This is a genomic window from Shinella sp. GW835-FHT14H05 (assembly GCF_058793575.1).
In genome coordinates, this window is record NZ_JBXAFY010000015.1 from 89,041 (window position 1) to 112,783 (window position 23,743).

General features: G+C 58.5%; 25 protein-coding genes and 1 pseudogene. 7 read left to right on the forward strand and 19 right to left on the reverse strand.

What is annotated here, in order from left to right; all coding sequences use genetic code 11:
* Window positions 1–182: 182 nt before the first annotated feature.
* The 4 genes from AC1Q6Z_RS29310 to AC1Q6Z_RS29325 all read right to left on the reverse strand — a co-directional run bounded on the left by AC1Q6Z_RS29310 (window position 183) and on the right by AC1Q6Z_RS29325 (window position 4,540).
* Entirely contained in the window at window positions 183–1,907 is a 1,725-nt protein-coding gene (locus tag AC1Q6Z_RS29310; RefSeq protein WP_492650042.1) for a putative bifunctional diguanylate cyclase/phosphodiesterase, read from the reverse strand.
* Between the two features lie 66 nt (window positions 1,908–1,973).
* The gene (locus AC1Q6Z_RS29315) at window positions 1,974–2,960 is read right to left on the reverse strand and encodes a GlxA family transcriptional regulator (RefSeq protein ID WP_492650043.1); all 987 of its coding nucleotides are present in this window, start codon (window positions 2,958–2,960) and stop codon (window positions 1,974–1,976) included.
* A 359-nt stretch (window positions 2,961–3,319) separates the two neighbouring features.
* Entirely contained in the window at window positions 3,320–3,967 is a 648-nt protein-coding gene (locus AC1Q6Z_RS29320; protein WP_492650044.1) for an MEDS domain-containing protein, read from the reverse strand.
* Between the two features lie 15 nt (window positions 3,968–3,982).
* Window positions 3,983–4,540 carry a GAF domain-containing protein gene (locus AC1Q6Z_RS29325; protein WP_492650045.1) on the reverse strand — a complete coding sequence of 186 codons (558 nt, stop codon included), beginning with the start codon at window positions 4,538–4,540 and terminating at the stop codon, window positions 3,983–3,985.
* Window positions 4,541–4,981: 441 nt separating this feature from the next.
* Here AC1Q6Z_RS29325 and AC1Q6Z_RS29330 point away from each other — a divergent pair, with 441 nt between their 5' ends.
* The 3 genes from AC1Q6Z_RS29330 (at window position 4,982) to AC1Q6Z_RS29340 (ending at window position 8,123) form a co-directional block, all read left to right on the forward strand.
* Window positions 4,982–6,685 carry a sensor histidine kinase gene (locus tag AC1Q6Z_RS29330; protein ID WP_492650046.1) on the forward strand — a complete coding sequence of 568 codons (1,704 nt, stop codon included), beginning with the start codon at window positions 4,982–4,984 and terminating at the stop codon, window positions 6,683–6,685.
* A gap of 4 nt (window positions 6,686–6,689) precedes the next feature.
* Window positions 6,690–7,325: a response regulator transcription factor gene (locus AC1Q6Z_RS29335; RefSeq protein ID WP_492650047.1), complete on the forward strand. Its 636-nt coding sequence runs from the start codon at window positions 6,690–6,692 to the stop codon at window positions 7,323–7,325.
* 303 nt (window positions 7,326–7,628) lie between these two features.
* On the forward strand, window positions 7,629–8,123 hold the full coding sequence (locus AC1Q6Z_RS29340; protein ID WP_492650048.1) for a hypothetical protein: 495 nt from the start codon (window positions 7,629–7,631) through the stop codon (window positions 8,121–8,123).
* Window positions 8,124–8,231: 108 nt separating this feature from the next.
* On the opposite strand, the gene AC1Q6Z_RS29345 is transcribed toward AC1Q6Z_RS29340, so the two are convergent.
* The 10 genes from AC1Q6Z_RS29345 to AC1Q6Z_RS29390 form a co-directional block, all read right to left on the reverse strand.
* On the reverse strand, window positions 8,232–8,660 hold the full coding sequence (locus AC1Q6Z_RS29345) for a PRC-barrel domain-containing protein (protein ID WP_492650049.1): 429 nt from the start codon (window positions 8,658–8,660) through the stop codon (window positions 8,232–8,234).
* A 136-nt stretch (window positions 8,661–8,796) separates the two neighbouring features.
* Window positions 8,797–9,339 (reverse strand): DsbA family protein, encoded by a 543-nt coding sequence (locus AC1Q6Z_RS29350; RefSeq protein ID WP_492650050.1) that lies wholly within the window; start codon window positions 9,337–9,339, stop codon window positions 8,797–8,799.
* Window positions 9,326–9,817: a redoxin domain-containing protein gene (locus tag AC1Q6Z_RS29355; protein ID WP_492650051.1), complete on the reverse strand. Its 492-nt coding sequence runs from the start codon at window positions 9,815–9,817 to the stop codon at window positions 9,326–9,328. The genes AC1Q6Z_RS29350 and AC1Q6Z_RS29355 overlap by 14 nt, the downstream gene beginning before the upstream one ends.
* 21 nt (window positions 9,818–9,838) lie before the next feature.
* The gene (locus AC1Q6Z_RS29360; RefSeq protein WP_492650052.1) at window positions 9,839–10,450 is read right to left on the reverse strand and encodes an HdeD family acid-resistance protein; all 612 of its coding nucleotides are present in this window, start codon (window positions 10,448–10,450) and stop codon (window positions 9,839–9,841) included.
* Window positions 10,451–10,787: 337 nt separating this feature from the next.
* Window positions 10,788–11,087, reverse strand: coding sequence for a putative quinol monooxygenase (locus AC1Q6Z_RS29365; RefSeq protein WP_492650053.1), 300 nt, complete (start codon window positions 11,085–11,087; stop codon window positions 10,788–10,790).
* Between the two features lie 72 nt (window positions 11,088–11,159).
* Window positions 11,160–12,842, reverse strand: coding sequence for a cation:proton antiporter domain-containing protein (locus AC1Q6Z_RS29370; protein ID WP_492650054.1), 1,683 nt, complete (start codon window positions 12,840–12,842; stop codon window positions 11,160–11,162).
* 345 nt (window positions 12,843–13,187) lie between these two features.
* Entirely contained in the window at window positions 13,188–13,841 is a 654-nt protein-coding gene (locus tag AC1Q6Z_RS29375; RefSeq protein ID WP_492650055.1) for a BON domain-containing protein, read from the reverse strand.
* A 214-nt stretch (window positions 13,842–14,055) separates the two neighbouring features.
* Window positions 14,056–14,559 (reverse strand): Hsp20/alpha crystallin family protein, encoded by a 504-nt coding sequence (locus AC1Q6Z_RS29380; protein ID WP_492650056.1) that lies wholly within the window; start codon window positions 14,557–14,559, stop codon window positions 14,056–14,058.
* 13 nt (window positions 14,560–14,572) lie between these two features.
* Entirely contained in the window at window positions 14,573–14,956 is a 384-nt protein-coding gene (locus AC1Q6Z_RS29385) for an Hsp20/alpha crystallin family protein (protein ID WP_492650057.1), read from the reverse strand.
* Between the two features lie 13 nt (window positions 14,957–14,969).
* A complete protein-coding gene (locus AC1Q6Z_RS29390) occupies window positions 14,970–15,407 on the reverse strand; it encodes an Hsp20/alpha crystallin family protein (RefSeq protein ID WP_492650058.1) in 438 nt (145 codons plus the stop codon).
* Window positions 15,408–15,598: 191 nt separating this feature from the next.
* Here AC1Q6Z_RS29390 and AC1Q6Z_RS29395 point away from each other — a divergent pair, with 191 nt between their 5' ends.
* Together AC1Q6Z_RS29395 and AC1Q6Z_RS29400 are read left to right on the forward strand one after the other, a co-directional pair.
* Window positions 15,599–16,513: a DnaJ C-terminal domain-containing protein gene (locus tag AC1Q6Z_RS29395; RefSeq protein WP_492650059.1), complete on the forward strand. Its 915-nt coding sequence runs from the start codon at window positions 15,599–15,601 to the stop codon at window positions 16,511–16,513.
* Between the two features lie 3 nt (window positions 16,514–16,516).
* Entirely contained in the window at window positions 16,517–16,867 is a 351-nt protein-coding gene (locus AC1Q6Z_RS29400; protein WP_492650060.1) for a chaperone modulator CbpM, read from the forward strand.
* Window positions 16,868–16,928: 61 nt separating this feature from the next.
* Here the strand turns inward: AC1Q6Z_RS29400 and AC1Q6Z_RS29405 are convergent, their stop codons facing one another.
* The 4 genes from AC1Q6Z_RS29405 to AC1Q6Z_RS29420 all read right to left on the reverse strand — a co-directional run bounded on the left by AC1Q6Z_RS29405 (window position 16,929) and on the right by AC1Q6Z_RS29420 (window position 20,835).
* Window positions 16,929–17,516: a nucleotide exchange factor GrpE gene (locus tag AC1Q6Z_RS29405; RefSeq protein ID WP_492650061.1), complete on the reverse strand. Its 588-nt coding sequence runs from the start codon at window positions 17,514–17,516 to the stop codon at window positions 16,929–16,931.
* Complete coding sequence (gene dnaK, locus AC1Q6Z_RS29410; RefSeq protein ID WP_492650062.1) at window positions 17,509–19,425, reverse strand: molecular chaperone DnaK; 1,917 nt, start codon at window positions 19,423–19,425, stop codon at window positions 17,509–17,511. The genes AC1Q6Z_RS29405 and dnaK overlap by 8 nt, the downstream gene beginning before the upstream one ends.
* Window positions 19,426–19,534: 109 nt before the next feature.
* Window positions 19,535–20,179 (reverse strand): hypothetical protein, encoded by a 645-nt coding sequence (locus AC1Q6Z_RS29415; RefSeq protein ID WP_492650063.1) that lies wholly within the window; start codon window positions 20,177–20,179, stop codon window positions 19,535–19,537.
* A gap of 5 nt (window positions 20,180–20,184) precedes the next feature.
* On the reverse strand, window positions 20,185–20,835 hold the full coding sequence (locus tag AC1Q6Z_RS29420; RefSeq protein WP_492650064.1) for a helix-turn-helix domain-containing protein: 651 nt from the start codon (window positions 20,833–20,835) through the stop codon (window positions 20,185–20,187).
* A 771-nt stretch (window positions 20,836–21,606) separates the two neighbouring features.
* Between AC1Q6Z_RS29420 and AC1Q6Z_RS29425 the strand changes: the two genes are divergently transcribed.
* Window positions 21,607–22,026 carry an SOS response-associated peptidase family protein gene (locus AC1Q6Z_RS29425; RefSeq protein WP_492650065.1) on the forward strand — a complete coding sequence of 140 codons (420 nt, stop codon included), beginning with the start codon at window positions 21,607–21,609 and terminating at the stop codon, window positions 22,024–22,026.
* A 165-nt stretch (window positions 22,027–22,191) separates the two neighbouring features.
* Here the strand turns inward: AC1Q6Z_RS29425 and AC1Q6Z_RS29430 are convergent, their stop codons facing one another.
* Window positions 22,192–22,512: a hypothetical protein gene (locus AC1Q6Z_RS29430; protein WP_492650066.1), complete on the reverse strand. Its 321-nt coding sequence runs from the start codon at window positions 22,510–22,512 to the stop codon at window positions 22,192–22,194.
* A 294-nt stretch (window positions 22,513–22,806) separates the two neighbouring features.
* Between AC1Q6Z_RS29430 and AC1Q6Z_RS29435 the strand changes: the two are divergent.
* A pseudogene (locus AC1Q6Z_RS29435) lies at window positions 22,807–23,743 on the forward strand (excinuclease ABC subunit A); the annotation flags it as partial.

Below are 23,743 nucleotides of genomic sequence, written 5' to 3' on the forward strand. Positions count from 1 at the left end.
CTTTAAACAAAGGCTCCCTGGACCCACTCTCGACTGGCGCAGGGAACTTTTAAAGCAAGCAAGCTGTCTCCTAAGGCGGCGAAAGCCATCAGGACCTGATCGCGTGCAGCGTCAATGGCTAACGGTCAACTTCGGGCTAAAGATAAACTCGCGTGCCCGCTGCAACCTTTATCAATCGTACTTCATGTCAGGCCGCCTGCAAAAGTTTCAGCATCGCTAGGGCGCCCGAACAGATAGCCTTGTCCAACCTGACAACCCATGTCAGCGAGCGTTGCGCGCTGGTCCTCAGTCTCCACACCCTCCGCAATTACCGTCAAGTCCAGAGCCCGTCCGAGGTCGATGATGGCCTGGACGATGACCCTTCTCGAAGGCCTGGTCGTAAGTTCGCTGATAAAGGTTCGATCTATCTTGATCTCTGTCACCGGGAAAGTCTCGAGAGAGCGTAGGTTCGAGTAACCAGTACCGAAGTCGTCGACCGAAAGCCCTACACCGATCTGTCGCAGTCGCTGGAACGCGTCCATCACGCCGGGCGTATCGCCGAGGAACATGCTTTCCGTGATCTCAAGGGTCAGCCATGCCGGGTCGGCGCTGGTTGCACGCAGAACACGCTCCAGCATATCGGCCATGTCATGCCGCAGGAACTCTCCGGCTGACACATTCACCGCGAGACGCAGTGGCTTGTCGCGCTGCGCGTTTATCTGCCGGGCGAATGCCGCACCGGTTGCCAGGCTTTTCTCGGTCAGATCGAGCAGCAGACCCGATCGCTCCGCGGTCTCGATGAAATTGCCGGGAAGCTGAGTGCCGAACAGCGGATGGTTCCAGCGGATCAATGCTTCAGCGCCCACCCACTGACCTGTGAGGAGGTCCACTTGAGGCTGAAAGTGATAGACGAATTCGTCATTCGCAACCGCGACCTTCAATTCGCGCGTCATTCTCAAACGGCGGCGCGCCTGCTCATCGTCCTCGTCCCGAAACTGGCGCGGACCAGCTAGAGGGTCGGACTTGGCTGCCCAAAGTGCGGTGCCGGCGTTCCTTATCAGCGAAATGGTGCTGCTTACAGGCTTGCCAATCGCATATCCGATTGCAAACCGTAGGGAGACCCTGGCGCCTGCCACCGCAAACTCTGCAGCAAGCGAGGCGGATACCGACGCAACGGTTGCGTCTACGTCCATTTCATCCGGAAGCTCGAACGCTAAAGCAAACTCGTTCGCGCCCATCCGGGACACAAGCGAAGCACCCACCTCCCTTAGCCGTCGTCCGGCCTCACAAAGAACGGCATCCCCGACTTCGAAACCGTATCCGGTGTTGAGGTCGTGAAAGTCGATTATATCCAGTTTCACAACGAGAACTGTCAAATCTGAATGCGGCGAAAAACGTTCCTCGGCTGCAACGAGAAAGGACTGACGGTTCAGGCATCCTGTGGTGCCGTCCAGGTTGGCGAGACGATCCAGAGCGCTGTTGGCTTGGCGGATTTCCGAGACGTCGCGCACTATACCGACGTAGAAAAGCTCCTTTCCCACTTGGACAGGCCTTAGACTGAGACTGTTCCAGAACGCCGTTCCGTCCTTGCGATAGTTGCGCAGCGTCGCATCGACGGGCTCCGCAGCCTCGATCCCTTTGCGAATACGAGCAATCTCCTGCTGGTCGCGCTCGTTGCCCTGAAGGTAGCGGCAATCCTTTCCGATGACCTCGTTGCGAGGGTAGCCTGTTAAACGCTCGAAGGCTTTGTTCACGTAGAATAGCGGAGTATTTGCGCCTGAACGCCGGCCGATCGCGATCCCTTCCGTTAATTCCTCGACTAGTGTCGGAAGGATTTTAAGGATCGCTTCAGAGCTAGGATGTGTGTCGTCGCTCATCACGGACACGCGCGTTAAGAGGTATGATAGCGTATTTTCGAATTCTTCCATGACGGAAGCATGGATGCCGAACACCAGACGGATCAACCCACAGATTAGGCAGTCTTGAGACAATCATCAGCCGTTTTCGGACAAACTGCCTCTTGCTCCGTCGCCGGACGTACGGAAGCGATCGCGGTAGTCGGATGGCGCCACGCCAACATGCGAAATAAAGGCACGCCGCATTGCACGTGCCGATCCAAAGCCACTTCTCTCGGCGATCGATGCGATCGAGAGCCGGCTCCCCTCCAAGAGAAAGCGGGCCACATCGATCCGCGTTAGATCGACGTAGTCCGATGGCGATATGCCAACTTCTTGAGAAAAAACACGGTTGAAGTTCCGCGCGCTCATCGCCGCTATTTTTGCCAGTGCTGTGACTGAAAGGTCTTCCGCTGGGTGATTCAGGACATATTGCTGGACGACATGTAGACGGCTACGGTCCACCGCCTGCGCCGCCAAATGCACGCTGAACTGAGATTGATCACCGGGTCGCTTCAGGAACACGACGAGCCGGCGGGCAACGTAGAGTGCCACCTCGCGGCCAGAATCCTCCTCGACGAGGGAGAGGCCAAGATCGATGGCCGCGCTCGATCCGGCCGAGGTGATCATTCTGCCGTCGCGTAGAAAGACCCGGTCGCCTTCGACACGCGCCTCGGGGAAGCGCTGGGCAAGGAGAGCGGCAAACTGCCAGTGCGTCGTGACACGGCGGCCTTTGAGCAGGCCAGCCTCGCCGAGTATAAATGCTCCTGTGCATACGGAGCCGTAACGCCGCGCTTGCGAGGTCATGGCGATCAGCCAGTCGACGACCTGCCTGCTCAAGCCATGCGGAACTCCGACGCTCCCAGCCACGAGTATGGTGTCCGGATGACCGGGGTATTTATCGAAAGCGCAATCGGGCATCACCCTGAGCCCTGATGCGCAGCGAATCGTGCGATCGCCTTCCGCCACGATCGTGACCTCGTAGTGTGGTGTGTCCACGCGAGTGTTCGCCTCCGCGAACACGTCCATGAGCCCGGCTAGTTCCAGGGAATGCACGTCCGCTGGCACGAAGATGACGATCCGCATCGGAATTCCATCGCCTCCGGATTCGAATTCAGTCCGCATATGTCTGCATGAAGGGATGCGCAGAGGACTGCCTAAAATGCATTTTCAAAGGTGGGCTGGGCCTTCCGCAGCGCTTACGGTGGTCACCCGCATGGGTCGGATTTCGGATTACGTCGTTGAGGTCGTCGAACGCTACATACGCGTTCTGGATGTGTACATAATCAGGCTAGATCTCGGCGCGCTTCGCCGACCTCAACCCAGCTCCGGTCTGTGTGGCCCGGCTGTGGCGAGTATGGAGCGATACCACAGGAAGTTATCACGACTCTCCTTCCGACGTTAGTCGATCGGCTTACCAGTGCGGCCTTGGTGCGGCCGCCGGCCTAACCCCGGTAGGATCGGCTTGGTTCGGTTCGCGACTGGACCTCTCGAATGAATTCCTGTGGGCGCGTGAAAAAACTGTTCTCGACCAGGACGCCACCGATGATCACCATCGGATGTGTACGAAGGATATCAATGGCATGCGGCACGGTCAGCAGATTGGCATCAAAGGTGCAGATCACCGGATCGTCGTAATTTGGCAGCACGCCATTGAGGCGCATTTCGTATTCAACCCATTCGTTGCTGCTCTTCCAGTCGTCTACGGCAGCTTCGGCGTGTGCGATCATCCGCGTCAATGGGAAGCCGAGCTCAGCGCCCGCCTTCAAGGCGTCCTGGATGAGGACGAGCATGGCGTCTTTGTTGACGCGCCCGGTTCTGAGATAGGTGTCCTCCGGAACAGCGACTTCGAGTTGGCGGCTTATCAGGGCCCCCTCGACATCGATCCCGGCGTTGCGCAACCGCTGAAAGTGATCCTCCTTATGATGATCAGGTAGGACGTGATAAGCTCGCTGGCCACAATTGATACCGTCACAGACGAACGGAAGCAAAGTGTCGTATTCTTCCACCGCGGAGTTGAAAAACGCACAGACATGCCGATGCTCTCGCAGCATGGTTTCAGCGAACGGAATGGGCTGTGTCGTCGATTTCATCTCGGTTTCCCCGATTTATCTTCCATTGGAATGCGGCTTGGAGCAGATCCTTAACTGTTCCAAGCTGTCAGCGATCTGGCCGGCAAGGTGATCGAGTGAAACAAGGTCGAACGCTCTCTCGATTTGCGTTTTCTGAAAGTGTGTTGAGATCATACCCAAGAATTGGCCATTGCGACTGATTAGCGGCGTGGACTGCGCGGCAGCAACGCCATTGGCCGTCAGCATGTCGAGCTCGGGAGTGCCCACAAACAGATAACTCGTTGAGACGTTTTCGACAAACACACGCATACGCCGTGTTAACGCGGCCGCGCAAGTGGTGTTGGTATCCCGACGCACGATGCCAAAAAAGCTCATGGCTTCGCGCGAGAATCCATGGCTGGCAACGAGATAAAGGCAATCTGCATTTTCGTCGAAGCGCTGGATAGTACCCATTTCGGCGCCCGTTAAACGGATCGCGATATCGAGAACCGGCATCAGGTCCAGACTGGGGTTCTCGGAGTCTCTGAGCCGCTGTAGCGCCACATCAATATTTTGCCCAATCGCAGAGCCGAGCGAATGCTCAAGTTTTGCCATCGCCGTGCCTCTGAGAGCTCTGCTATTGCGACCGAGTAGGTTAAAAAGTGTAAGGCGGGCTGGCTGCCGGGACAATTAAGCAATTTTCCGTAATTGTCTTGGTAGTTCTTGTTCGTCTAGGAAATTCCAGGCGCTTACGCTCGACCTCGGCTATGCTCTGCGTCCGATGTCGGGGCCCGCCTTCGTACCTCTGGCGTTAATTCGCTTGGCAATCGACGCGAGTGGTGTATGGTCCACGCCGGGCGCGGTTGCTGCGGCGCCTCAATGTTTCTTGACTTTCAGCAAACATTGGAAATTGCGCATTAGGCCTGCGCGAAAAGTTTCGCGACCGCGGGTGGCGCAAAGCCCGGCAACTTCTGAGGTTAATCTCTGCCGCTCCGCCTTGGCGTTATGGACATGCGCTGAGGATCCGATGTGCGTCCTGTATTTGGATCAGGCGAAATGCGCAGGGTTGACGAGCTTTTCGAGCCGCAAGAGCTCAGGCACTGCATCCGCGACCTCGTCGCGCTTTCGACGCTGCCGGCAATCTGGAAAGACTACAACCCGCTGCAGATCGCTGACAGTGTGGCGGCGGCGTTAATCTCTATGCTCAATGCCGACGTAATTTACGTGTCCGCACCGGGGCTACGCGACGAAGCTCCCGTGAAGGTTATGCGAACGAGCCAGGCGGTATCCGCGGGATCGTCCGGTACCGCCGAACAAAGTCTCCGCGGAGCGTGGCTCAGAAGCCGCGAGCAGACGTTCGCGATCGACAATCCCCTTGGCGAGGGAGAATTACAAATCGCGGCGGTACCAATTGGCTTCGGTAGCGACGCCGGGATTGTCGCTGGTTTCGTCAATCGGCATTTTCCGACCGAGACACATAGGCTGCTTCTCGGAATTGCGGCAAGCCATGCGACACTGGCCATTCAACGCTGGCATGCGGAGGCTCAGCAACGGCGTATGGCGAGCCTGATCGAGCGATCGTCCGAATTCGTCGGTGTCGCTGGCTTAGGGGGCGGGGTGGAATATCTCAATAAGGCTGGTTGCGAGTTACTTGGACTTTTCGACAATGAGGAAGCGCGTCGGCATGCCATTTTCGATTTTCTGGCTCCCGATGAGCGATCTCGGGCGCACGAGGAGCTGATGCCTCTGGTGATGGCGACCGGACGCTGGCTCGGCGAACTCAATTTCCGGCACTTCAAGACGGGGGAAGACATTCCCTTCCTGGTTGACTGGTTCCGCATCGACGACCTGCGCACGGGCCGCCCTATGAACATAGCGACCGTCAGCCGCGATCTTAGGGGCCAGAAAATGCTCGAGGAAAATCTTCGCCGCCTCAATGAATCGCTTGAGACGAGGGTGTTTGACAGGACATCGGAGTTGGCGGAAGCCCTAGAGCAATTGACGCTGGAAGCCCAGCAACGCGAGCGCGCGGATGTCCGCGCGCAGGAACTGCAGCTGGAGCTGCTTCATGCGTCCCGGCTGAGTGCAGCCGGGCAGATGGCCGGCGCATTGGCGCATGAATTAAACCAGCCGCTGACCGCGTTCACCAACTCAGTCAACGCTGGACGCCGGATGATGGAAAAGAGCACGCATAAAGTCGAGACCGTTCGGGAAGTGCTCGACGAGGCCGCAGGACAGGCCCTTCGGGCTGGCGAGATCATTCGGCGTCTGCGAGAGTTTGTGACACGTGGCGAGACGGAGAAGCGGATCGAAAGACTCCCCGACTTGATCCGCGAAGCGAGCGATCTAGCTTCAGGGGGAACTGGAGCGCATGGCGTGCGGGCCCAGCTGAGATTCGATCCGCGCGCGGATGCGGTGGTAGGGAACCGGATTCAACTTCAGCAAGTCATGCTCAACCTGATACGCAACGCCCATGAGGCGTCGGCGGACAGTGAGCAGCGCGAGGTGGTCGTGACGACGTCGCGGCTCGATCACGATTCGATCGAGATCGCTGTGGCAGATCGTGGCTCCGGCCTTCCGGACGAGATTGCTCAATACCTCTTCGAGCCGTTCCACACCACAAAAAGCGATGGGATGGGGTTGGGACTGTCGATCTGCCGCACGATTGTCGAGGCGCATGGCGGCAAGCTTCGCTACGAGCCGAATGGCGGCGGCGGCGCAATCTTTTGCTTGACCCTGCCAGTCCCCTTGGAGCGATGACTCGATGATGACCACCGCTCCGTTCGTTTATGTTGTTGATGACGACCCGGCGATCCGCCGGTCGCTGGAACGCCTACTCGACGCAGTTGGTTTCCGGGTGTCGTCCTATGCTACGCCCATGGCATTCCTCGGTGTTGCGGACGACTTGGCCATGGGCTGCGTTCTGCTGGATCTTCGCATGCCAGAGATGGACGGCTTTGAAGTTCAAGCTCGTCTTATACTGATAAACCCAGACCTGCCGGTCATCGTGATAACCGCTCAAGGCGACGTTCAGACAGCCGTCCGAGCGATGAAGGCAGGAGCAGTCGATTTCATCGAAAAACCCTATAGTGACGAAGCCTTGATAGCGGCGCTTGAGTCTGCACTGAAGACCGGTGCAGCGAAGGACCGAGCCAATGATATTGCTGCGGCGTCGTTGTTGATCGGCACGCTCAGTGCACGCGAGGGGGAAGTTCTCGAAGCACTGGTCGCCGGGCACCCGAATAAGGTCATTGCCTTCAGCCTCGGTATTAGTGTGCGCACAGTCGAGGTTCACCGTTCGCGCATGATGGACCGCTTGGGCGTGCGGCAACTAGGCCAAGCGGTTCGGCTTTCTGTTCTAGCGAGCTTGGCAGAACGAGGTGAACGATACTTACATTGATGGACGTGCACTGGATCATTCGGCATTCTCACGCGCTTCTAGAAGCGCCGAGGCGCAAATGCTCCACCCAGATCTTTGATACAAAAGCGGAAGCTCCCCTTTCTGCGTCTCCACACGTCCGCAAAGTCGGTGTTCTCCTTACAAGGGGCGACCATGGCGTAGACGCCATTGGACGAGCCTAGAAGGAACATACATTCGATAGTGTCATCGGCCCTGCCGTTACGGATTTGTAAGTTTGAATCCGCGAAGCCTTCGCCTATCTTCATAGGCAGAACAACAATATGCGCAAGGACAACGCCGCCTATGAGCTTTCTTCCCCGCGTAACGGAAGTCACCCGAGAATTCGTGTGCCGGCAGTTCGATGATTTGGGCCCGGAGGCGTGCGTAGCCGAGATCACCGCGTGCCTGGCGCGAGAAAATCCGGAGTTTCTAGAGATGGCGGGCAAGTGCGCAGCCGACATAGGCGATGAGCCCCGGATCATGGTTGGCTTCGGCATGTTTTATCAGTTGCTGGTCTCGCAGTCCGTAGATGGCACCGATGATCGCGTCATGCATGCCCTGCCCTGCGTCACAGCAGAGACGCGCAAGGCGCTCGTGCGTGAAATCGATGCAAACGGCTCAGAAGTGTTCACGTTTCGCGCAATCGAAGATTTGGAGCGCAACAATCCCGAGCTCATGCAGATGGCACATGGTTTCGCCTCGCGCCATGGAGATTACTTACCCTTGATGCAAGGATTTGCCCTGCTCTATAAATCTCTCGCCATTCAGGCGGCGGCCGACCGCAAGTATCTGCATTAACGAACGGTCCAAGCCTACGCTCGGAACGGGCGACTTATGAAGCCTGCGACGTAGGCTCCGTTGATCGTCGACCCACCCGCCGCTCTTTCGACGGGTGGGGTGCAACAATTACTTTCCTTCGTATTTAAACTCCGGAAGTTTCTGCAGCTCTTCCTTGCTTCCCTGGGCGAGCACAATCTTGGATCCGTCTGCATTGACCTGCAACGAATTGTAGGGGACCGCGACGAGGAATCCGCCGATCCCAAGAAAGCCACCCACCTGCAGGATTGCGAACAGGACCTTCTCGCGGTCGACGATAAGGTCATCGATTGAACCGATCGTCTTACCCGTGCTGTTTTCAACATCTGCACCCACCAGTTCGGTAGCGCGGTAGCCCTTGGCGACTTCCTTCACATCCACATCGATGACCACGACATTTTGCGCGACTGCCGAAACTGGGAACGGCAGGAAAACGGCCACCGTCGAGACGATGCTCATACGGATTGCCAGTGCCAGGCGGGCATTGCGATATGTCTCTGAAGCGCTGTTGTATTTCATCTCTAATCCTCCGGCTTTGAAGCAATTCTGGCGGACGGGGATCATCCCATTCCTTCAGTTTTGCGGGTTAGGTGATATTCGAACGACGCAGCCGCGACGGCCTTGACACCCGTCAGTTTTCTTCGCGTTCGGGGCGTCAACGCACGGGAGCCAGGAGGTCCATTGCTGCCTGGATCGAAGCGGCGAGCTCCGGTGCGGACAAACCACCCTGATGTCGCATGCCATTGACGAAGAAGGTCGGGGTCCCATTGACGCCGCTGCGGACGCCGCCGATGAAATCAGCCTGGATCTTGTCGGCATGCAGCGAGCGGGCGAGGGAGTCGCGAAGCTCCATCTGAGACAACTGCAGCGTACCGGCGATAGCGAACAGGAGTTGTGTGCTCAGCCGATGCTGGTTCGAATAGATAGCGTCGTGCATCTCCCAAAACCGGCCCTGATCTCCGGCGTACTCCGCTGCCTCCGCTGCTGGCGCTGCGAGCGGATGGATCTCGACCAGCGGGAAATGCCGAAAGACGACACACAATGACTGGCCATAGCGGTTTTCCAGGGATCGGACGATCGGATTGGCGATGGCGCAGTAGGGACACTGATAGTCGCCATATTCCACGAGCGTGACGGTAGCGTTCGGTCCGCCACGCCTGTGGTCGCGCGGATTGACAGGAACTTTAAGCGTCGACATTTTTCTTCTCCAGGTTTGGCATCTGGTCGAGGGCGTCGAGAACACCGTCCGCACCGGGATTGACGGCGATCGGGGACAGATGGCTCCATGCAATGGTGCCGTGCTCATCGATAACGAAGAGTGCGCGGGCACTCTCGCCGACATCATCGCGATAAGCGCCGTAAGCACGCGAAACCTCTCCCTTTGGATGGGAATCCGAAAGCAATGGGAAATGGAGGTTCCGCTCCCGAGCAAAGGCCTGATGGCACCATGCGCCATCCACCGAAATCCCGACAAGTTCTGCATCTTTCTTGCGGAACTCGGAAAGGACGTGGTTGTAGAGCGTCATCTGGTCGCCGCAGACAGGGCTCCAGTCCGCTGGATAGAATGCCAGGATCACGCGCCGACCCGCAAACTCCGACAGGGACAGGGTCTGGTCGGGCGTCACGCGTAGCGTGAAACCGGGTGCTTTTGTTCCCGAAGTAAGAATAGAAGACATCCATTTTCTCCCTTCAAACGGTCACGCCGTGGCGGACGTGGCAAAAGTGCCCGGTAGGCCAGTGCGGCGGGACCGCAACTTGTAAGACAGGACGAGCAGTGTGGCGCCCAGCACGAGGGCATGTGCACCGATCCAGAAAGTCAGCACCAATGCGCCGATCAAGGGCGATATGGCGAGGAGAATGCCGAGCACGACGCTTGCGATGCCGCCGATGACCAGCCAGACGCGGCCGTGGTCGATCTTTAGCCGGAAGGCCGAGACCAGCATAAACGTCCCCGACACCAGCGCCCATGCCGCCACCAATATGACGAAGGCAAGGACCGTAATGCCGGGCCACAGCAGCGCAACCGCACCTGTGATGATGCCGAGGATGCTGCTGAGCAGCAACCAGACCCAGCGCTCGCCCTTGCGCGCACCGCGCACTGACATGACGACCCCGAAGACGCCGTCGATGAAACTGAATACAGCGAAAACCACCACAAGCGAAAGCATCGTCACGAACGGCATCGCGAATGCGGCTATGCCGAAGAGGATGGCGACGGCGCCTCGCAGCGCGACGGCCCACCAATTGTTGGCAAGCACGTCGTTCATCTCCTTGGTTTTGCGGCTATCGGTTGATGGGATGCTCGTCATTGTGCTCTCCGTTCGCGTTCGGGGGACGCTTGTCGATACTCAGGACGCCAGACACGAACGATATGATGGCCGCGCCGCGCGGGCCGTGATGATCGTCAGTTTTTGGCGATTTCTGCGACTATGATCGTGGTGACAGGATCAACTTGGCAGCCATCACCACTGGCGACGAGGTAGCAGCCCGATCGTAATTCATATATCGAGCTGACCTCCGCGTTTTCGGAAGAGCCGCGTCGCGCCTGACAGCGGCTTCCCCTAGGAAATCAGCAGGAACATAACGCGGCTTCTCGCCACCGGGCGGCAAGCAGCCGCTGGAGTAATCTAGTTCGGCAGTACCGCCTCACGGCAGCTTGGCCGCAATCACATCGATCTTTTCGATCTGGGGCGGCGTAAGAAGCAATTCTCCCGCGCGCGCCATCAATGCCTCGGCGACCTTTCCCGCCAGATGCGCGTCGCGACCTGCATCGTCCGGGAATACGTCGAAAATGCCGAATGTAGCGGGACCTATCTTGATGGCGAACCAGGCCTTTGTTGCCGGCTCTGCCTCCACAAGCGGCAAGGCGCTCGCGAGAAACTCCTCGACCTTGGATTCGAAACCCGGCTTTGCATCCAATCGCACGTAGAGCGCTTTCTTAATCATGATCATTTCCTCCATCGGTTACGTTTGTTCAGTCAAACTGGCAGCGGCACACTTGGGTCTCGGCTTGTCTCCCTATCCCTGAGCAAGCTCCGCCCTGACCGTGTTCACAACGCGGGCGGCGTCGTCTTGCGTCTTTCCACAAAGCAGCAGCGCCCGATCCGCCAGTTCCAAGCCAGCCGCGAGATTTTCCGGGAACACCGCGGTTGCATCGAGCCGCGCAAAGTCCGCTAGATCGAGGTCGTCGGCGGTCGACACGAGGGAAGCCGGCGCCGGTTCGAGCGCCTTTATCCGATGCAGGATGCTTTCCACCGTGTTGCGGTGATCGAAGGTGATGATAACCAGGAGCGCTCGTTCCACCCCCGCCGCCTCAAGAATGCGGTGATGTCTTGCGTCGCCGAAAACGACCTCGTGAGATTGCCGGCGCGCGGCGCGAAAACGGGACAGATCCGTTTCAATGGCGATGTAGGGGATTTCAGCCGACTCCAGGACCGTTGCGACGAGCCGGCCCACGCGACCGCAACCGCACAGAATGACGTGATCATGGAAGTCACCGCTTTGCGTACGGATCGATGCCTCCGTCGCCGCCAAGCGGCGATCACGACGGCCGAAAGGCCATTCTGCCCAATGGTTGCGCTGGATGACGAGCGGCGCGAGGCCCATCGTTACCGCAAGAGCAATCAGCATGGGCTGGCCCAGTTCGGGTAAGACGACGCCAGACTGAAGCGCAAGCGCCATGAGGAGTAATCCGAACTCTCCGCCATGCGCGAGAATGACGGCGGTCCGTGCCGCCGCCTCGCGGTGCGCACCGGCGATCAGGCCTGTCACGAAGGTCAGGAGCGCCTTTAAAGGGATGAACACCAGCACCCAAAGGATAATCGAGCTCGGAAAGCTCGTTATTGCCGACAGATCGATACCCATGCCCACGGTAATGAAGAACAGGCCCACCAGAACGTCACGAAATGGCCGCACGTCTTCCTCAACACGATGGCGAAATTCGCTCTCGCCGATGACCATGCCGGCAACAAAAGCTCCGATCGCAGGAGCCAGCCCCGCAAGATGGACGACGTAGGCGGTGCCAAGCGCGGTCATCAGCACCCACAGCAGGAAGAGGTCGGCTGAACGGGACTTGAGCACCCACGAGAACCCAAAGCGGATCAGAGGCCGCGCGATGACGGCTGCAGCGAGAAGAGCGGTGGCCGCAACCGCCATCTGTTTGAGAATTGCCATCGGAGCCAGCGTTCCGTCCTGGGACCAGGCATCTACCAGGACGAGCAGAGGGAGCGTGGCCAAGTCTTGAAAAAGCAATATTCCGAGCGCGAGCCGCCCATGCCGGCTGGTGATTTCGCCCTGCTCAGCGAGTTGCTTAAGCGCGATGGCTGTCGAGGACATGGCAATGACACCGCCCATGATGATTGCCGGCTGTACCGCTACCCCGGTCACGGCAAGCCCGGTCGCTACGAAAGCGATCGTCATGCCGACCTGCAGGCTGCCGGCTCCAAGCACATCCCATCGCGCGCCGAGAACGGTTGGAATGGAGAATTCAAGGCCGACCATGAACATCAGAAAGATCAGGCCGAGTTCTGCGAGAAACCGCGTATCCTCCGCGGAGCCGAACACGCCGAAGCCATGCGGCCCGAGTGCTAAGCCGACAAGCAGATATCCCGTGACGGCGGGCATCCCGAATGCGCTGAGAAGACCGATCGCGAGCCCCGACGCGGCGATGAGGATCAGTGTTCGGGCCAGTAAATCGTGCATTGCTACCTCGGCGCTCTGGGACGGGCGCTTTTTGGATGTGCTGATTCTTTGTAAGCACATCGACGGCGTTCAAAGGCGTCGGCGTGAGGGTCGTCCTGCCGAGTGCCAGCCATTTCAGGGGGAACTTGTCCTGCAGGTGTGTGGGGGCGGCCGATATGGACAGGAATCCATGACGGGGGATCACTCGCGGGAAACGAATCCATGCTGGCCAGTTCAATCTGGTCTGGCTCCATGGTCCCCGCCTGATGAGTTCCGAGGTTCGGTGTACGGCTCAAGCCACAAACTCCTTCGTCGAGAGATAGCAGCCAGTCCGGTAAAAGCCCGGCTGCTATCAACGTTGATCGATTACGGTGAAATGGTGATCCGGTTCTCAACCTTGATGACGCCCGGCGCCCGCCAGGCCGCACGCTCCGCCTCCTGCCGTTCAGCCCAGGACCGCACGGTGCCCGTCAGGGTCACCTCGCCTCCGCTGGCTGTCACGGTCACGCGGTTCGCATCGACCTCGACCATTCGCTTCAGTGCCGCCTCGATCTGAGACTTGACCTCCGTTGGCGTGACGCGCGGTTTCAGGGTCACCAGGTTCGAGATGCCCTTGACGCCCTTGACCTTTCGCACGGCCGCTTCGGCGCGGTTGCGTTGATATTCCCACTCGGCACTGCCTTCGAGAGTTATCCAGCCGTTCTTGACAACGACCTTGATGTTTTCGTGGGAGTAGGGAAGCTCGTACTTGAGTGCCTCGACGGCCGCGCGCGCGATCTCCGGATCGGGTTTCTCGTGGACCGACGGCAGCCGAACCTCGAGGTCGTTAGCGACGCCGAGGACGCCCTTAACCCGCTTTGTCGCTCTCTCAGCCTCATATTTCTGGGTGAAGCTGCGCACAAAGCCGCTCAGGGTGACGACCCCATTTTTCACCGCCACTCCGATGTCAGTGGCGTCGATGTCCGGATCCCATTTAAGTTCGCTTTCCACATCACGTTTGATGTCGGCATCTGTTGTCATCTCGCAATCCTCCGGTTGGGTGATTAAGCTACGCTGTAATGGCGGTCTTGCCTGCGCAGCAATGCGAAGCTAGCTCACATCCATGGCCTCCCACCTTGACAGGCATCAGTTTTGGCCTGGCAACGTCTCGATCGTCGGGCCGGCGCAGAATAAAAAAGTCCGCAACCGGGAGGCGGTTGCGGACAATTCGGCGGGCTGAGAGGGGGAGGACAGCTTAACCCGCCTGAACGGAAATGTGCTTTGTGTCGGCTTGCAATTGCGGCGACTTTGGAATGACAAGCGTCAGTACACCGTTTCTGAAACTGGCCGTTGCCGCGTCGGGGTCAATACCTTCTGGAAGAGGCACGGTCCGCTCCATGGCGCCACATGTCCGCTCTCTGACAAGGATGCTGTTTGTCTCGGCTTCATGGTCGGACTTCTTCTCGCCACGGATCGTCAGCAGACCGTCGCTGATAGACACATCGATGTCCGCGTCACGCATACCCGGCAACTCTGCCGTCACCGTGATCTCCTTGCCATTATCGGTGACATCCACACGAACATCGTCCGCCCGTGGCAGACCCTCCATCGCAGCAAACGGAAATGGCATCATCCGCCAGAAGTTTTCGAAAGCGCGATCGACATCAAGTTGCAGCCCGCTTACGGGGTCCGGGGGAGCAGAACGGGACGTTACGTCGCGGCTGGAGCCCCGCCATGGAACGAGATCTGTGATTCTCATTTCGAAACCTCCCTCATCCTGCCTTGACGCTGATCTTGGCGGCGGGCGAAGGCGCCATTTTCGGCAGTGTAAGCTCAAGCACGCCGTCCCGGAACACGGCCTCGATCTTTGTGGTCTCGATAGGCTCGGAGACCATGAAGCTGCGTTCATAGTTTCCATCGCGATACTCGGCGTGCACCAGCGTATAACCTTCAGGCGCGCTGGAAACGGATCTCGCTGAGATCCGCAGGACACGTTTGTCGAGTGTGACATCAAGGCTCTCTGGATCCGCGCCCGGCATGTCGAGCAACATTCGGACGCCTTTCGTGTCCTCAACAATGTCGGTCGGCGGGATGAAGACAGGCTCTGCCCGAGTGGCTTCGGCGGACATTGTGCCCTGGCTTTCGTGGTCGGTCATTGCGGCGTTCTCCTCAAGCGCGGTTGACGGTTATCTTGTGCGGCCTGTCCGCATCCGGGCGGGGTAGATCAAGACGGAGCACTCCCTGCTTGAACTTCGCCGTCGCACGGTCGCCATCGACGCGGAATGGCAGGATGAGGTTTCGGGCAAATGCGCCGGTGGTGCGTTCCTGGCGGTGGATGACTGCGTCCGCGAGCGACTCGGCCGGTCGCCTGCCACGCAGAGTAACCGTGTTCTGGTGGACGGAGATATCGAGTTCTTCTGGTATCACGCCAGGTATCTCAGCCGTGATCACAGCTCCATCAGCGCCTGCCCAAATGTTCATCAAGGGGAATTCAGGCGCCGCCGCCAGACGGAGGTTGTCAAACAGACGGCTCATATCACTCTGTGCGGAGCGCATCTGGCGCAGCGGGTCGAACCCTCTTCCCGTGTTCTCGATTTTGTGCAGCATGCCGATCTCCCTTGTTGTGTCGGATGAAGCGTCGATGTCTCCACAAGGTGCATCGGAGCCGCCGAGGCGACATTGATGACCGTCAGTTTAAAGTTGGAAAAATCCATGTAACTGCTTTTGTCGTCATGGCTTAGGTCACTAGCGGTCTTCCTCCCGCCGAGGGAGCATTCACAAAGGACAGGTCTGCATCGATGGCAATGAGCGACGGCGATCCCTACGAAATCCTTGGCGTCAAGAGAGACGCGTACCAGAACGACATCCGGTCGGCTTACCGCCGCAGGGCAAAGAAGCTTCATCCTGATCTCAACCCTGGAAACAAGCAGGCTGAACGGGACTTCAAAGATCTGTCGGCAGCCTACGAGATTCTGCGTGATGAAGACAAACGCAGCCGTTTCGACAGCGGCGAGATCGATTCAACCGGCGCCGAACAGCCAGAACGTCGATACTATCGCGATTTCGCCGAGGCCGGCAAAGGCGGCGCCTATGAGAATAGCGGGGGCTTCGGGGAGCCCGGCGATGCCGATATCTTTGCCGAATTCTTCTCCCGCCGCGGGCGTCGGGGTTTCCGCATGGCTGGCGCCGACGTTCGGTACTCAATGGAGATCGACTTTCTGGAGGCGGTCAACGGCGGCACACGCCAGGTTACGCTTTCGGACGGCCAAACGCTGGAAATCAGAATACCACCAGGCGCGCGAGACGGCCAGACACTCAGGCTGCGTGGCAAAGGCGGTGCTGGTGAAGGGGGAGCGGCGGCGGGCGATGCGCTGATCGAGCTCCACGTTCATCCTCATTCCTTCTTCCGCCGCGAGGGTGACAACATCCGCCTGGAACTCCCGATTACGCTCAGTGAAGCAGTTCTTGGCGGCAAGCTCAGGGTGCCGACACCTGCCGGCCCTGTGGTGGCGACCGTGCCCGAGAATTCGTCGAGCGGCAGGACGCTGCGTGTGAAGGGAAAGGGGGTGGCTCGGCAAAACGGCAGCCGGGGCGACGTCTACGCCACTCTGAAGATCGTGCTCCCGCAAAATCCAGACGCCGAACTAAAGACGTTCGTGGCTGGCTGGTCTGGCGGCAAAGAATACAATCCTCGACAGGGGATGGGAGTATAGATTATGGACCATCAAGAATTTGCGCGCGATCTTCAAATCGATATGGCGAGGCTGCGGGTTTTCGTCGACCGGAGCTGGATATCGCCGCTGGTCATCGACGGAAGGCCAATTTTTCGGGATATCGACGTCGCTCGAGCCAAGCTGATAAAAGATCTGACAATTGACATCGGTATCAACGAGGAGGGCGTCGATGTGGTTCTGGATCTGCTCGACCAACTCCATAGCCTGCGCTTCGCATGCAACAGTCTAATCGAGGCCCTGGAAGCACAGCCACTGGGCGTCCGCCGCCACATAGTGACCGACGCACAAAAGCTGAGGAAGCTCACCAAGCTAGGATCGCGAGCACCTCGCTAAAAACAGTATCGAACCCGACCAACTGACCTTCAACCGAAGTAAACCTGCGGTGCAACCGAAATCAGGGGTTAGCGGTTTCGCCATCATGATCTCCATTTACTGCAACACCGACCATCGCGGGACGAAGCACCCGACCGTGAAGCATGTAGCCTGGCTGCAGCACCTCAATGACGGTGCCCTCCGGGACTGTCGCGTCGGGATGTTGGCGAATGGCGTGATGAAAGTGCGGATCAAAAGCATTGTCGAGCGGGTCGATGCGCTGCAATCCATGGCGAGCAAGCGTCGCCAACAGATTGGCTTCTGTAACCTCGACGCCTCTAAGGACGGGGTTGACCGCGTCACGGCTAGAAGTATCTTGGGGCGCACTCTCAATTGCCCGCCTGAGATTGTCGAGTGTCTCCAGCAAGTCCCCCGTCAACTGCGACGCGGCGAACTTCACCGCTTCTTCGCGTTGGCGCTGCATTTGCTGTCGGATATTCTGCTGCTCCGCCAGGGCGCGCAGCAGCTTGTCCTTCGTGTCGGCGAGTTCACCCTGCAGATGCTCTCGCGAGCCATCTTCAACTTCGGATCCAGATACCGGCGCCTCGGCGCCGGGTCCAAATTCTGCAGGTTTTGGCCCTGGCTCTTGTCGATGATCCGTGTCAGCCATGGCGCTGGCCGTCCTTGTTGTCGACTTCCTCAAAATCGGCATCGACGACATCGTCGCCCGATGCGCTACCCGACGGTTCCCCCGACCCAGAGGTCGAGGCGCTAGAAGCCTCGTGCACCTTGGCGCCGAAATTTACCGAAGCGATTTGCAAGGCCTTGGTCTTCGCCTCAATCTCGTCTGCCGAGTCTCCGGCTATTGCCGACCTCAGCTCGTCGATAGCTTTTTCAACGGGAGCCCCGTCGGCAGACGGAGACTTGTCCTTGGCTTCGTCCAGCGCTCTTTGGCTGGTCCCAATCTGCGCATCTGCCTGGTTGCGGGCTTCGACCAAAGCGCGCCTCTTCTTGTCGGCCTCCGCATTCGCCTCGGCCTCCTTCACCATTCGGTCGATATCAGCCTGCGATAGTCCGCCGGAGGCCTGGATCTTGATCTGCTGCTCCTTGCCAGTGGACTTGTCCCTTGCCGTCACATTCACGATGCCATTGGCGTCGATGTCGAAGGTGACCTCGATCTGCGGCGTTCCACGCGGCGCGGGCGCAATCCCGACGAGATCAAACTGGCCGAGCAGCTTGTTGTCGGCCGCCATCTCACGCTCCCCCTGGAAGACGCGGATCGTGACGGCGTTCTGGTTGTCCTCTGCCGTTGAGAAGACCTGGCTTTTCTTTGCGGGAATGGTGGTGTTGCGTTCAATCAGCCGTGTGAACACGCCGCCCAGCGTTTCGATGCCGAGCGACAGCGGCGTGACGTCGAGCAACAGCACGTCCTTGACCTCGCCCTGCAGCACGCCTGCCTGGATAGCCGCCCCGATTGCCACCACCTCGTCCGGGTTGACGCTCTTGTTAGGCTCCTTGCCGAAGATTTCTGAAACGACTTCCTGCACCTTGGGCATGCGCGTCATGCCACCGACGAGAACAGCTTCGTTGATGTCAGCCGGCTTTAATTTGGCATCCTTCATCGCCGCCTTGCAGGGTTGTTCGGTGCGCCGGATAAGATCATCAACCAGATCTTCCAGCTTCGCCTGCCTGAGCTTGATCTCGAGATGCTTGGGGCCGTTCTGGTCGGCGGTGATGAAGGGAAGGCTAACTGTCGTCTCCAAGGCGGAGGAAAGTTCGATCTTGGCCCTTTCCGCTGCCTCGCGCAGTCGCTGGAGTGCCAGCCGGTCGTTACGCAGATCAATTCCCTGGTCCTTTTGAAACTCGTCGGCAAGCCAGTCCACGATCCGCTTGTCGAAATCCTCGCCACCGAGGAACGTATCGCCATTGGTTGCCCTCACCTCGAACACACCGTCGCCGATGTCGAGCAAAGAGATATCAAATGTGCCGCCCCCGAGATCGTAGACCGCGATCTTGCTGCCGTCCTTCTTGTCCAACCCGTAGGCCAAAGCGGCCGCGGTCGGTTCATTGATGATGCGCAGCACATCCAGTCCGGCAATCTTTCCCGCATCCTTCGTCGCCTGGCGCTGGCTGTCGTTAAAGTAGGCCGGTACGGTTATGACGGCCTGGCTCACCTTAGCACCCAGATAGGCTTCTGCCGTCTCCTTCATCTTCACCAGGATGTGAGAACTGATCTGGCTCGGGCTGTGTTTCTTTCCCGCCACCTCGATCCAGGCATCGCCGTTGTCGCCTTTTACGATCTTGTAGGGGACAAGCTTCTTGTCTTTTTCCACCATCGGATCATCGTACCGGCGGCCGATCAGACGCTTGACGGCAAAGATCGTATTTTCGGGGTTGGTCACCGCCTGGCGCTTTGCCGGCTGGCCGACGAGAATCTCCCCATCCTTGGTAAACGCAACGACGGACGGGGTGGTACGACCGCCCTCTGCGTTCTCGATGATTTTGGCCTGCCCCCCTTCCATCACTGCGACGCAGGAATTTGTCGTGCCTAGATCGATACCGATCACCTTGCCTGCCATAGCCGTATCTCCCGAGATTGGGCACAAGCGTCACTGCCGCGCCACATGCAAAGTCTTGCCGAATAAGCAGATCCCGGCCCTGACGGTCGTCAGTTTCAAACCAATTCGGTCAGTGGCGGGCGGGCGGCTCGTTACCGAGCCATGGGTCGGGATTGAATTTTGAGAGCGGGAGATCGTCCAGTCGCTTTTCGATCTCGATTTCGTGCACGCGGATGGATTCACCGCCTGACTTAGCCAGGACTTCCTGTGCTCGTTCCTCCATTTCGCGATTGTGAACGCGCACCCAAACCACAATGCCTCCCGCCATAAGCTGAAGCTCCAAGTCTTCTGCCTGCTTCTTTCCGAGATGGTGAATGGCCGCCGCGCCGATGCCAGCGCCAGCGGTTCCTGCAGCCGCGGCGATGGCAGCAACCAGCGCCAAGCTTCCGCCCGAAGCAACGACCGTCATGGCCGCCGTGGCGGCACCCAGGTAGAACAGCATCCCAGCAACGCTAGCGGTGGCGGTGGTGATATCGTCGCGCGTGATGTACGCGCGACGCGGTGCGCCTGGGACGTCAGCGATTTCTTCGGACGGCACATAGAGCTCTCCCAGGCGCCGGCGGACGGTTTCGATATCGCCCATGATGTCGATATCGGAGCGATCAAATCCTGTGTGAAGCAGTGTCTGCACCGCGTCTTCGAGAATCTCCTCCAGATGGAACACGGCGGCCACTTCACGGATAACACGCCTTTCTACATCGTACGCCTCGCCCATCTGGATTACCTCCGATTAATTCTTATGTGGCGCGGGCCCTGTAGCGAGATTACGCCGCGTTCCTGCAGGTCCGTGAAGGCCCTGCAGACTGTCTCGGCGGAGATCCCCAAAATGTCGGCGATATCGTATCGCGAGATGGGCAACGCGAGACCGTTGCCCGTCCCCGCCGATAGACGTCGGTGAAAGTAGAACAGGAATTCCCTGACCTTTTCCTGTGCCGTCATTGTGGTGGTCACCAGAAGTTGCTCCTGCAACCGTTCCAGCGCTTCGACGATTTGGATTCTGATTTCGAGTGCCGTCTCCGCGTCCTCTTCGGCGAGAGCCTCTACACGGTGGCGCGGGTAGCAGGCGACAAGTGTCCCGTCAGTGACGGCCTGGACAGCAAATCTGTGAAGGAGACGGGCAGTAAACCCGAAGAGATCTCCCGGCAGGTAGATATCGACAAGCTGCCGGCGCCCGTCGGTACGCATCAGATATTTGCAGGCTGCCCCCGAAACGACACGGTACCAGGTGTCGGTGCGCTCTTCCTGGACGTAAATATCCTGCTCGCGGCGGAAGCGGCGAAGGTGGGACAGGGCCCGGAGCCTTGCCGGCTCTGCCGTCAGCACTTCTGGTAGGCGATGCAGGGCGATGGGAGTTCCCAGAGCGTCAACCATTATAAATCCACTTTCTCGACGATGCCGAAGGCTTGATATCCGCCCTGCTTGTTCGAAAGGGAATTAGGGACCTCTGCGTATCGTAAAATCCCTTAATCTACCGACATTGATTATCTCCCTAATGCTGACGGACGTCAGTGCAGCCCTGAATTTCTGTGGTACGCAACAAAGCGCGTGGTCTCCACATTGCGGCGATGGTGTGTAAAGGTCTCTTCCGGGTCATGTCCAAACCGACAGCACGTGTCGCGACATGCGTTGATCAGCCGTGCCTTCTCGAAAACACCCTGCAGGGATCGGGCGCTCTGCTCAATCGGCAGCGGCTCTTCGGCCAACTCGGAAGGTATGAAGCCTATATCGAACGGATCCGCATCGTTAATATCCGATGCCAAACGGTATGCAAATCAAGCTGTTTGAGCCGGTGTGGGTTGCCGATCCCAGTATCGGCTGTCTTGATCGAGTGTCATCATACGGAGGATGCGGCGTCGTTTGCTGACGGCAGGCGTCGCCAAGCCTGAGTAGCGTCGGCGCAGTTTTTACCCGGTTCTCACAGAGATACTCTGTGGAGCATCCAAAATGATCAGGTTTGAAGATGTGCAGCGAATACGAACAACGCATCTGCTACGCAAAATACAGCAAGGTGATGCAAGATCTGGCACTTGGAATCCCGACACAACAATCGGAACTGGATTTGGCGCCGCATGCCTTGATTAAGATCGGCGATATGGCTCCCGTAAAACGCCGTGTGGCGACAATACCGTCGGGCTAACACAGATGAAGTTCGGCTTTCCGCCGGCCCGGAAGCGCGGCGCGGTATTCAACATTCGGTCGCAGGGGAAAAGCTTCAGTGATGGTCACCGGTGTCTCGTTCCGGCTAGCGCATTCTTGGATTATACCGGAAGTAAGAACTCGAAGGCCAAATATCGCTTTGAGCTCGTTGACGCGCCGTTTATGGCGATCGCCGCGATCTGGCGGCGCGGGTGGAAAAGCCAGCCTTCGGCGTTCGCGATGTTAACGACATACCCTGGGTTTGATGTGAAGCCTTTCCATAATCGGCAAGTCGTGGTCCTCCGACCGAGTGATTGGAAGGCATGGCTTGATCTAAAAAGGTCCCCGGCTGAGTTATTGCAGCCGCTATCGCGGGGCTCACTGAAGGTGGAGGAAGCCAGGCCGCCCGAGTTGGGATGGGACTGATCTAACTGCTTATGCGTCAAGCGATAGCCGCCCCCCCGGATCGCCTTGCTGGCGTCGCAACTCGCGACCTCCAGTTCTGGAAACTGGCCGTGTGACTGGCTGAGTGTCCAGTCGAAAATGGAGGCACTTCAACCCGGAAATTCCGTGTTCGTACAAAACGTTCCATCATGGAGGGCATATCGCCATCCAGTGGACCGTGCATGCCCACTGATTGTAAGTAACCACTCCTTGAACAATGGCACTCATAGCCACCAATGCAGCGGCTGTTATCCCGACAAAAGCGTACACCTTTTGCCCGAAAGTTAAGACAATATGTTTGACGTTGACTTGCTTTCCCTGCCAATAAAATCCGCCGTGCTTGTCAATGCCCAGACAATCCAGTTCGTCGATCCCGATTTTTCGGACGCCTTTTGGCCAATCGTTGACGTCGGGCCGTTGCATGGGCACATCTTCCAACTCGATTCGGTGCCGTTCGTCCTCGTCCACCGTGAAGCTTCCTCCAGCTATTGAAATCGCGACAGAAGACACGAAACATATTGCGGTCGGCGGTCCCATTCACCACTCAAGGGGCAAGATTTGCAGAGTCGGGCCCGAAGTTGATGACCGCGCATGACAAGTCCTTCGGCATGTGAGCAACAATAGGGTGTTTGACGGTCGTCGTAGTTGACGACCGTCAATTTGTGTCCAAAGTCCCGGGACTATCCTTGCGGCGCGACGGTCTCCGCTAAGTGCAGGCTCTCATGAACAATCTCCGTCCGACGTGCAACTGCGGGAAATCTGATGACGAAGCGCCCTATCGATGATGCAGTGGCTCCAACCCAGAAGCTTGAAGGCGTTGTCCGCGTCCGAGGCGCACGGGAACATAACCTCAAGAACGTCGACGTCGACATTCCACGCGACGCGCTCGTGGTCTTCACCGGCGTCTCCGGATCCGGAAAATCCTCGCTCGCATTCAGTACGCTCTATGCCGAGGCCCAGCGCCGCTACCTGGAATCCGTGTCTCCCTATGCTCGCCGTCTCTTCACGCATATGAGCGTGCCAGACGTCGACCAGATCGAAGGCCTGCCCCCCGCTGTCGCCCTGCAGCAGCAACGCGGATCGCCAACCGCGCGCTCCTCGGTCGGAAGTGTGACGACAATCTCGAACCTCCTTCGGATGCTCTATTCGCGGGCGGGCACCTATCCGCCGGGCCAACCGCACCTCGATGCAGAGTCGTTCTCGGCGAATACGCCAGAGGGTGCCTGCCCGCAGTGCCACGGTCTCGGTCGCGTCCACGAGGTGACCGAGGCGTCCATGGTACCGGATCCCTCGCTGACCATCCGCGAGCGCGCGGTGGCGGCATGGCCATTGGCATGGGGCGGGCAGAACCTGAGGGATATTCTCATCACCCTCGGCATCGACGTCGATAGGCCGTGGCGGGAGCTTCCGGAGAAAACCCGCGAATGGATCCTGTTCACGGACGAACAGCCGGTTGTCCCGGTCTATCCGGGGCTCACGTATGATCAGGTGAAGCGTGCCATGGCACGGAAGGACGAGCCCTCCTACATGGGCACGTTCTCCAGCGCCCGGCGCCATGTCACCCATAGCTTCGCGACGACGCAGAGTGCGATGATGAAGAAGCGGGCTGCCCGCTACATGATCGTAAGCGGTCAGCCGATGGCGTCGGACCTGAAGTTCCAGGGCATGAGGGCTTCGATGTCAGACGCGGGCCAGCCTT